General features: G+C 30.9%; 6 protein-coding genes. 1 reads left to right on the top strand and 5 read right to left on the bottom strand.

What is annotated here, in order from left to right; all coding sequences use genetic code 11:
- Positions 1-56: 56 nt before the first annotated feature.
- A complete protein-coding gene (pykF, locus tag A9G08_RS06015; protein ID WP_065562828.1) occupies positions 57-1,469 on the bottom strand; it encodes a pyruvate kinase PykF in 1,413 nt (470 codons plus the stop codon).
- 331 nt (positions 1,470-1,800) lie between these two features.
- Positions 1,801-2,220, bottom strand: coding sequence for an META domain-containing protein (locus A9G08_RS06010; RefSeq protein WP_065562827.1), 420 nt, complete (start codon positions 2,218-2,220; stop codon positions 1,801-1,803).
- A 73-nt stretch (positions 2,221-2,293) separates the two neighbouring features.
- Between A9G08_RS06010 and hrpA the strand changes: the two genes are divergently transcribed.
- On the top strand, positions 2,294-6,163 hold the full coding sequence (gene hrpA / locus A9G08_RS06005) for an ATP-dependent RNA helicase HrpA (RefSeq protein WP_081299513.1): 3,870 nt from the start codon (positions 2,294-2,296) through the stop codon (positions 6,161-6,163).
- 49 nt (positions 6,164-6,212) lie between these two features.
- On the opposite strand, the gene A9G08_RS06000 is transcribed toward hrpA, so the two are convergent.
- The 3 genes from A9G08_RS06000 to A9G08_RS05985 form a co-directional block, all read right to left on the bottom strand.
- On the bottom strand, positions 6,213-7,256 hold the full coding sequence (locus A9G08_RS06000; protein ID WP_065562826.1) for a YdgH/BhsA/McbA-like domain containing protein: 1,044 nt from the start codon (positions 7,254-7,256) through the stop codon (positions 6,213-6,215).
- Between the two features lie 47 nt (positions 7,257-7,303).
- On the bottom strand, positions 7,304-8,017 hold the full coding sequence (locus A9G08_RS05995; RefSeq protein ID WP_065562825.1) for a helix-turn-helix domain-containing protein: 714 nt from the start codon (positions 8,015-8,017) through the stop codon (positions 7,304-7,306).
- A 1,449-nt stretch (positions 8,018-9,466) separates the two neighbouring features.
- Complete coding sequence (locus A9G08_RS05985) at positions 9,467-11,407, bottom strand: peptidase U32 family protein (protein WP_065562823.1); 1,941 nt, start codon at positions 11,405-11,407, stop codon at positions 9,467-9,469.
- Positions 11,408-11,540: the final 133 nt, after the last annotated feature.

Below are 11,540 nucleotides of genomic sequence, written 5' to 3'. Positions count from 1 at the left end.
AAAAAGCTAGCATATAGCTAGCTTTTTATCATTCATTTAAACAAAATTAAAGGTGATTAGATGCGGTGAACAGAAGTTGTGTTAGTTGTTCCGCTTGGAACTAATGCACCTGATACCATAACAATTGTATCACCTTGTTTTACATTACAAATTTTAACAGCCATTTCTTTACCTAAACGGTAGAAATCATCTGTTGAATTAATTGCATCAATTAAAATAGGTTCAACACCTTTAGATAAGGCAAGTTGATTGACAGTTTTTTGGCTTGAAGATAAAGCCAAAATACGAGCTGTCGGGAAGTAATGACGAAGTTCACGAGCTGATTTACCGCTACGAGTAGCAACAACAATTAATGGTACATTTAATCGTTCTGCGATTTCAACAGCACCACAACATACAGCAGCAGTAATACGTAATGTTTCTTCTTTTGTGGTTAGCTCTAATTTAGCTGGGATAGTACCATCAGTACGCTTACAAATAGTAGCCATCACATTAACTGCTTCAAATGGATATTTACCTTTAGCACTTTCGCCAGATAGCATAACAGCGTCTGTACCATCAATAATTGCATTAGCAACGTCACCAGCTTCAGCACGAGTAGGACGTGGGTTTTTGATCATTGAATCTAACATTTGAGTTGCAGTAATAACTGGTTTTGAAGCTTTATTACATTTTTTAATCATCATTTTTTGAGCAAAAATAACTTCTTCAACCGCAATTTCCACACCTAAATCACCACGAGCAACCATGATACCATCAGATGCTTCTAAAATTTCATCAAAGTTATCTAAACCTTCTTGATTTTCGATTTTAGAAATGATTTTGATTTCTTCACCGCCGTGAGCTTTAAGATGAGCACGAATATCTTCAACATCAGAACGTTTACGGATAAATGATGCTGCAATAAAATCTACACCTTGTTCACAACCGAAAATTAAGTCATTTTTATCTTTTTCAGCTAGTGCAGGTAATTTGATTGAAACACCAGGTAAGTTAATACCTTTATTTTCACCAAGGTCACCGTTATTTAAAACTTTACAAATAACTTCGTTACCTTTGATTTCTTGAACGTCCATAGCGATTAAACCATCATCAACTAATACACGGTTACCTGGTTTAAGATCTTGAGCAAATCCTTTATATGTAACGGCTACACGTTCTGAATTACCAACTACATTTTCATCAGTAGTAAAAGTGAAAGTTTGGCCTGCTACAAGTGATACATCGTTACCACCTTCAAGCTTAATAGTACGAATTTCTGGGCCTTTAGTATCTAACATGATGGCAGCTTTTAAGCCTGTTTCTTGCATTACTTCACGTAAATTTTTGATTCGATTACCATGCTCTTCATAATCACCATGAGAGAAGTTTAAACGCATTACATTCATGCCTGCATTTAATAATTTAGTTAGCATCTCTTTTGATTCTGATTTTGGACCTATGGTACAAACGATTTTTGTCTTTTTCATAATATTATCTACTAGTTGTTAAAGTTAATGTTCAAATTTAAATAAATGGTTTTAAATATAAATATTTAAACAAAAAAAACCAATGCCAGCGCATTGGTATAAAAAGGGAAGAGTAACTTTAAAAAGTTACTCTTATTAAAAGCAATATCTAAAGAATTTGGTAATCTCATCAATATAAACCATTCTTAAAAACTTTTTTTATTATAGTCTTAACGACATTTTAAATAAAGTTTTTTATCAAAAAACTAGACATCAATTGAGATAGAAAAAACTAAAACATCTTTTTTGGTTAAATTTTTAGCAAGTTTGTGATAAAAAATGCCTTTTAAAATTACATTAAATCTTTAAGTTGATAAATTAGTTCAATATCTTTATTTTTTAAAGTCAATTGTTCTTTGTCCAAACTGACTGATGCTCCGTCTTGAATTAATTGAGCGATGGTATCATCTAACTTACTCAATTGCTCATCATCACAAGCTATTTTTGCCATACTAACACCAGGGCCTTTGATCGTTTCGTTTTCCAATTCTACTTTTGCAACAAAGCGATTACACATTTTTCCATAAATATTCATGTTTTCACCAAATTCAAGCTCAGCGTTTTTATCTGCTGAAATATCTTGACCATTGGCTTTAATCAATACAAAGCGATGGTGCATTAAATCTTCAGCTTTAACATTCTTAGATTCTCCACAACCACTCATCACGAAAGTTCCAGTAAAAAGCATTATTAATAGTAAAGTCTTTTTCATCTTAACTCCTAATAGTTGGCTAAATTTGATATAATCACTTTAATTAAAATTTAATAATTACATTTTACTCTTTATGTTAATTCAACAGCAAATTAAATTTTTTCAATCAATGACTTTCTTAGATCAACATAAAATAAGAAAGCTTTCAAACAAAAATCAAAATTCAGATACCATCGAAGAAGCGATTACACAAGCTGTTGAACATTATAATGTTCGATTACAATCGCTACCTAAACATATCGATTTTCCAGATAATTTACCAGTAGTTGATAAAAAAGAGGCGATAGCTGAAGTAATTAAAAATAATCAAGTTGTAATTATTGCCGGTGAAACAGGTTCAGGAAAAACGACACAAATACCTAAAATATGTTTGGAACTAGGCTTAGGTGTTAAAGGTTTTATTGGCCATACCCAACCGAGAAGGTTAGCAGCTCGTTCAGTTGCCAATCGTATTGCTGAGGAATTAAAAACAGAAATAGGCAACTTAGTGGGCTATAAAGTCAGATTTTCTGATCATGTCAGCGAAACTACCTTGGTTAAATTAATGACTGATGGAATTTTACTGGCAGAGATTCAGCAAGATAAATTATTACTTCAATATGATACTATTATTATAGATGAGGCTCATGAACGTAGTTTAAATATCGATTTTATTTTGGGATATTTGAAACAATTATTACCTAAACGTCCTGACTTAAAAGTCATCATAACTTCAGCTACAATAGATGTTGAACGTTTTTCAAATCATTTTAATCATGCTCCAATCATTGAAGTTTCAGGTCGAACCTATCCTGTCGAAGTTAGATATCGTCCAACAATTCCTAATGATGATTATGGAAATGAGAAAAACAATGATTTTCAGCCTATTATAGATGCAATCGATGAATTATCTTTTGAAAGCAATGGGGATATTTTGATTTTTCTTACAGGTGAGCGTGAAATACGTGATCTTGCCGATACGCTAAGAAAAATTGAACTGAAACATACTGAGATTTTGCCCTTATATGCTAGATTATCTGCATCTGAACAAAACCGTATCTTTCAATTACACAGTGCTCGAAGAATTATCTTAGCTACAAATGTGGCTGAAACATCCTTGACCGTTCCTGGTATTAAATATGTTATCGATCCTGGCTTAGCAAGAATTAGTCGTTATAGTTATCGGACGAAAGTTCAACGATTACCAATTGAACCCATTTCTCAAGCATCAGCGAATCAACGAAAAGGGCGTTGTGGTAGAACTTCAGATGGTATTTGTATACGTTTATATGATGAACAAGATTTTTTATCCAGACCTGAATTTACTGAGCCTGAAATTCTTCGAACCAATTTAGCATCAGTTATATTACAAATGACTTCATTAGGATTAGGTGATATAGCGGCTTTTCCATTTGTTGAAGCACCTGATTCTAGATATATTCGTGATGGTATACGATTATTAGAAGAATTAGGTGCAATTTATACTAAACATCATCATTATCATTTGACTGAGATAGGACGAATTTTATCTCAATTACCTATTGATCCTAGATTAGCTAGAATGCTAGTTGAAGCTAGACGGTTAGGTTGTATAAAAGAAGTTATGATTATTGTCTCAGCACTATCTATACAAGATCCTCGAGAAAGGCCATTTGACAAACAGCAAGCTTCTGATGAGAAACACCGTAGGTTTGCTGATAAAGAATCTGATTTTATATCACTTATCAATTTATGGAATTATGTAACAAATCAACAAGCAGATTTGTCGGGTAATCAATTTAGACGGTTGTGTAAAAAAGAATATCTTAACTATCTTAGAATTCGAGAATGGCAAGATGTTTATACACAAATTAGACAAACCATTAAACAACTTGCTTTTCCGATTAATAGTCAATTAGCGGATTATCGTTCACTGCATACTGCGTTATTAAGCGGCTTATTGTCACATGTTGGTATGAAAGAAATTGAAAAACATGAATATATCGGTGCTCGTAATATTAAATTTGCTATATTCCCTAATTCAGCCATCTTTAAAAATCAACCAAAATGGTGTATAGCTAGTGAACTTGTTGAGACAAGCCGTCTATGGGGTAGAACGGCTGCTAAAATTGAAGCAGATTGGATTGAACCATTAGCAAAACATCTAGTTAAATATAGTTATAGTGAGCCTAGATGGTCTAAAAAGAATGGGACAACTCTAGCCAATGAAAAAGTAACTTTATTCGGTCTACCAATTGTTGCAAACCGCATAGTTAATTATAGTAAAATTGACCCAGTACTAAGTCGTTCCTTATTTATTCGGAATGCTTTGGTTGAAGGTGATTGGCAAACTAATCACCAGTTTTATAAACAAAATCAGAAATTAATCAATGAAGTTGAGGATCTTGAACATAAATCTCGTCGTCAGGATATTCTGATTGATGATGATGATCTTTATAATTTTTATGATGAACGAATAGACAAATCAGTTATTTCCGCAAAACACTTTGATACGTGGTGGAAAAACAAACAAAAAATAGACCCTGATTTTTTAAATATTGAAAAAAATATGCTGATTAAACAATCAGCTCAGCCTGTAAAAATAAATGATTATCCAGATTTTTGGTATCAGAATAACTTGAAATTACCTTTAACTTATCAATTTGATCTAGGTAATGCACGTGACGGTGTAACAATTTCTATTCCGCTTAATATATTAAATCAAATAAAAGATACAGGATTTGATTGGCAAGTACCTGGATTTCGTTATGATTTAGTTATTGCTTTAATAAAATCCTTACCAAAATCTTTACGCAAAAGCTTAGTTCCTGCACCTAACTATGCTGAGGCTTTTCTAAGTAGAGTCAATTCAACTGAACATACATTACTTGAAACGTTAGAAAATGAATTTAGGAAAATGACAGGTATAAAAATTCAGTCAACCGATTGGCAATTAGAACAAGTGCCAGATTACTTAAAAATGAATTTTAGTATCATTGATAAGGGACGAGAAATAGCTTTTGGCAAAGATCTAATGATGATTAAAGAACATCTTAAAACAGAAGTTCAAGAAGCATTATCATCGTTGACTCAAAAAAAATCTGTCAAAATAGAGAAAGATAATATTATCGATTGGAATTTTGGTTACTTACCAAGTGTTTATGAAGAAAAGCAAAATAATTATACAGTTAAAGCCTATCCAGCCATCATCGATAATAAAAATTCGGTAAGTATTAAACTGGTTGATTCACTTGAAGAGCAAAAAAGATTAACCAAGCTGGGTATTAGACGATTGTTGATTTTAAATATTCCATCTCCAATTAAATATTTGCACGAAAAGTTACCAAATAAATCTAAACTAAGCTTATATTTTAATACATTCGGTACAGTTCTAAACCTTATTGATGACTGCATTGCCTGTGGAATAGACTACTTGATTATGAAGTACAATCAGAAAGTTGACAATCAAGAACAATATCAAAAACTGTTAGGTCATACCAAAGAACATATCAATGAAACTGTAGTTGATATAGCTAAACAAGTGGAATCAATTTTAACACTCCATTTTAATATTAATAAAAAACTTAAAGGCCGTATCGATTTGTCTTTAGCATATGCGTTATCTGATATCAAAGAACAGATAAATGAGCTAGTTTATAAAGGTTTTGTGGCAAAAACTGGTTATAACAAACTCCATGATATATATCGCTATTTATCTGCTATAGAAAAACGGATAGAGAAGCTAGGAACTAATGTGGCTAAAGATAGACAATCGATGAATATAATAGAAGAAGTGAAAAATGAATATCAAAGTTGGTTTAATAGTTTGTCAGAAAATCAAAAATCATTGAATGATGTTACGAATATTAAATGGATGATAGAAGAACTTAGAGTTAACTTATTCGCTCAACAACTCGGCACACCGTATCCAATTTCTGCAAAAAGGATAAAACAACAAATAGAAACTGTATCTTCTGAATTATAGAATATAATTATAAGGATAAAAAAGAAGGGCGCTTATGCGCCCATTTTGATTATTTGTAAAGATCTACAAATACAGTGATGTTTGGCCCTTTAGAATCATGAGCAACTCGAGCAATATGATAATATTTAGCCCCAGCGTCTATTGCTCTTTTTCCTGCTTGATATGAAATTTCCTGATCAGTAACGTAGTAACCTCTAAATTTCAGTGTATCAAAGGCAACCATTTTAGCCGCAGTTGCATCGTTAAGTTCCTGAATTTTTCGCCCATCAGGAAGAGTGACAGTGTAACGAGTTACTCTTTGAGGTTCAGTGGCAACGGTACTTATTGTTTCTGTATTTGATGTTGTTGTAACTTTATTAGTTGCAGCAGAATTTGTTGTAGTTTTATCAATTACTTTATTATTAAATTTATCTGCATAATATTTCTCGTTAAATGCAGAAGGGGAGTAATAACCAGGTTTTTCAACCTGCATTGCAGCTTCTCCACCTTTAGCTAATGCTAATTGACCTGCTTCAGAATCGTAAGGAATAGCATTTTCAGGTTGTAATTTACGTTCAGGAGCGTCTTTTTTAAATAAATAAGCAGCTACTTGAATATTACTGCCTAATTCTGAACGTGAATCTATATAAAAGCCATATGCACCTTGCGCTGATGCTTCTTTAGCAATAGCTTGATTTACATCATAATCTGTCGGAAAGTATCCACGAATACGCACAATATTAAATGGTTCTAAGCGAATTGCTTTAGATTTTGGATATTCGTAAACACCTTCAAATTTACGTAAAGTTTCTGGTTGTTCTAAAGCTTTAGGTGCGTCTGCTTTGTATAATTTTGCATAAACGATACGCAAAGTATCATTAGAAGGGCTGATATTTGTTGTTGTTATGTAAAAAGAAGCAGCTCCTTCATTGTCTGCAGCCTTTGACATAGCCATAACATAATCGCTATCAGTATAAAAAGCACCTCGAATCGTAATGCTTTTAAAAGATTGCATGCTGTTTGCTTGTTCTTCAGTTAATTGCTGAGCAGCAAAAGAACAAAATGGAATAAGCGCAACAGTTGTAGCGATAATTGTTTTCTTGAAACTTAACATATAAAAAACCTTACAATGAATTTTTAGTTATTTTAGCATAAATAAATTTAATTTCCTAAATCTATTAAAGCTTCCAAATTATTGATATAAATATATTTACCTTTAGCTATTAAAATATTTTGCTCCTGTAATTTTGATAAATTACGACTTACAGTTTCAATCGTTAATCCTAAATAATTAGCTATTTCAGCACGGCTCATTGCTAGTTTTATATTTAAAGAAGAATGTCCTCTTTGCTGATATCGAAGATAAAGAGAATAAATAAAGGTGGCAAGGCGTTCATCGGATTTTTTCTGAGAATAGCAAAGAACCAATTTTTGATAATTATAAATGTCAGCACTTAATAATCTAAAGATTAAATCTCTAACATTCTTATTAGTATCAATTAATGTCATTAATTCATCATAATGCAGTTCACAGATTAGTGTGTTACTTAATGCCTGAATGTTATTGTTATAAACTTTTGTTGAAATGGCGTCTAAACCGACAATATCTCCAGGTAGATAAAATCCATTGATTTGTTCATTATTTTCAGAAGTCGTGACAAATGTTTTAAGTGCACCGGAATGAACGATGAAGAATTTTTTAAATGGCGTTTTTGCTTTAACTATTATTTCGCCTTTTGAATAAGATCTTTTGCGTTCTAAAACACTACTTAATGTATTATTGAGTAACATCGGAATACAGAGCCCACCGAGACTGCATAATTCGCACGGAACAGAATAACTATTGGAACGTAATGTCTTATAAATACTATGCATAATATCCTAAATACAAGGGCTGTTGATTTGAAGTGATAAGGTTACCATATTTTGTCATAAAACAAAAATTGACCAATTTTTTTGTATTTCTATTCAATAAAAAGAAAAGAAATAGAAAATCACTATTAAATTTTTAAATAACTACACTAAGTAATTAATCTAAACAATATAAATGAATTCTTGATAAAAAAATAGTCTTATAAAGATTTAGAATTGTTAATAGAGGGTGAGTGGCGAATAAATGAACTTAATTGATTTAATATACGTTATTTAACATAATATACATTATGCGCACCAATATAGATTCATAAGAAAAAAGCTAAATCATGCCACTAATTTAAAAATTTGTGGCATTTGATGCCAATCAGGAATCGGACAATCTGAAACTTCAATTTTTCTATATTGGCTTTTAATTATTCAAAATACCTTTTAAGCAATATCTATTTTTTACTTATACTGGTAAAAAATCTATTTAAAAATTGATATAAATGTTACATTAAACTCTATCAATGCCCCTGGATGTAGATAAACATTTCAGACAAATATTTTGGGAACCTAAAATTTCATATTAATATCAGCAAGGAAAATAGTTATGAATTATTATAAGGAGGCTTTCTTCTAAGTACTTAAACTAATTAGGAGAAAGTATGTTAAAGTTAAAAAAACAATATATAAACTCAGCTACAATTGGATACTTCAAACATGGTAAACCAATTATATATTATCCATGTATTCGAAGTTATATGAATAAATGTTTTAGCACTAAACAAGAAAAAAGTGCTTATTATATTCATATGATTGAATATAAACATTTCAATTTGAAAATTAGAGCTTGTAGAGGAAGAAATATAGCAAATCCTAGGGATGATTACACTTCCTACGTATATAAGATGTCAAAAAGTTGGAAATATAAATCGAAAAGAAAAAGACAATATCATAACTGATATTAGTTATTTTAAAAATGTTATGTGCAATTCTAGATTGTAAGCCGTTATCTACTATAATTTAGAATTAAACATAACATATTTTGCATTAGTTGAATGATAATTAATCATTTTTCGCAATAAACAAGGTCTGTAATAAATATCCTTACTGCATAAAGTTGATACTTTTTGTTATAACATAATAAACCATTTTAACTCTTATTATCTGAAACTATATAAACATAAACTATTTAATAGAAAGTTAAGTTATATAGATTGATTGGAATTTTATTTTCGTGTTTTCTTTAAAAAAACGTTTATCTATCCCCTATTTTCTATTATTACGCACCAAACCTAATAAATGCAATTAAATCAACGAATTAAAATTCAAATAATGTATATTATGTTAAATAATAGTATTATTACGAACTGAAATAACCCCCGTTACATTCACTATTATCGCTAAAATTTTTATATTAAAGATATAAATTAACGGGAAAAAAATAATTTAATAATTATCAACATGTTAATCGTTACTTGTCAGTAAAATAACTTCACTACCAGGTAATGTAATTTTTAAGATATGTTTTTTGATTTTGCCCCAAACCTGCATTTCACAAGCTTTACAGTTGAATTTTAAAACTAATTCTTCATTATTATTTTGAATTAGTTTCATTGGTGTTACTTTAGTTTTAACTCCTTGAATTCCTTTAGCTTGTTTTGGACATAAATTAAATGCAAACCTTAGACAATGCTTTGTGGTCATTAAAGGAACGTCATTTTTAACTTCGTGAGCTTCAAATGCACTCTCGATTAGTTTTACACCATGCTGAGCATAAAATTCACGAGCTTTATGATTATAAACATTAGCTAAAAAACTTAATTGCTGTTCAGGATATATCGGTGTTGGATGTACTTGAGGTTTACGAATATTTCTTCGATAATTATTTAATCGCTCTAGAGTTAATTTATCAATAATATCTCGTCTTAACTGATTTAATTGACTGTTGGGAACAAAATAAGCTTGGTTAAAATCTATATTTAACTCCGCTAAATAATAGGTTGTCTGACCTAACTTAGATAAACTATCTCTTATATTATTGAGAGCTTTATCCTGTTGCTTAGCTAGCTCAAATGGGCCTTTCAATTCAATTTTAACGCAACTCCCCTCTTCACTTGATGCAATTAACTCCAAACCGTTTGTTATATTTTTAAGCCTAAATGTTACACCGATACGACGACAACTAGATTCTTTTAATAAAATTTGTTGCCAATTATGATCTAAATTGCGATTAATTTGATAAGGTAATTTTATAGAATATAATGCTTTAGGTATTTCATTAGGAAATACTTGATAATAATTATTATCAATTTTTTCTACTTTATCAGCTCTAAAACCTATAATTTCCCTTTTGATTAAAACATTTAATCCATCACCATTAGTTAACGCTTGTTCTGATTTTATTACGATAGATTGTTTAGTAATTTTTATCATTTCACCAATTGTTAAGCCAATAAATTTGGGTGAATCAAATGCACCAATGTTGGCTTGTCTACCTCGAACAAAATAATCGGTAGATCCTCTGTGGAATGTTCTATTTGGATCTGGGGTAAAAAAGTGTTCAGTTTTGCCACTCGATGCAGCAACAAAATCTGTATTTTTTTCTAAAATATTATCTAATTTTTTACGATAAAATGCGGTTATATTTTTAACATAACTCAAATCTTTGTATCTGCCTTCAATCTTGAAAGATCTCACTCCGGCTTGTATTAACTCTATTAAATTATCAGACTGATTATTATCCTTCATCGATAAAAGATGTTTTTCATAAGCGACGATGCGACCTTGTTCGTCTTTTAATGTAAATGGCAATCGACAAGCTTGAGAACAGTCGCCTCGATTAGCGCTTCGACCCGTTTGTGCATGAGAAATATAACATTGACCAGAAAATGCAACACATAATGCGCCATGAATAAAGAATTCAATATTTGCATCAATTTGTTGATGTATGTTTGCTATTTCGGTTAAATTTAATTCTCGCGCTAAAACTATTTGAGAGAAACCTACATCAGAAAGAAATTTAGCTTTTTCTGGGGTTCTAATATCCATTTGGGTACTAGCATGTAAATCGATTGGTGGAATATCCATGGCTAATATTCCCATATCTTGAACGATTAAAGCATCCACACCTGCATTATATAATTGCCAAATTAACTGTCTTGCAGCTTCAAGCTCATTGTCATGAAGAATTGTGTTTAAAGTTACAAAAACCTTAGCGTAAAAATGATGAGCAAACTCTACTAGTTTAGCAATATCACTTACTGAATTACCAGCATTATGACGAGCACCAAATTGAGGACCGCCAATATAAATAGCATCAGCTCCATGTAAGATAGCTTCTTTTGCAATTTCTATATTTTTTGCGGGGCTAAGTAATTCTAATTTAGTAGTTTGTTGCCTATACATGAGAGATTCTCTGAAAAATATTAGAATGGTATATTAAATTTTAATTAAAAAATGGCAAATATGATTAATATTTGCCATTGGAGTTTTTAAATACTATTTATTAAATAATATTAGATTGATTACGTAATGCTTC

The sequence above is a fragment of the Gilliamella sp. wkB195 genome (assembly GCF_001690445.1).
Taxonomy (GTDB): Bacteria; Pseudomonadota; Gammaproteobacteria; order Enterobacterales; family Orbaceae; genus Gilliamella; species Gilliamella apicola_E.
This window is presented reverse-complemented; position numbering and strand designations above follow the sequence as displayed.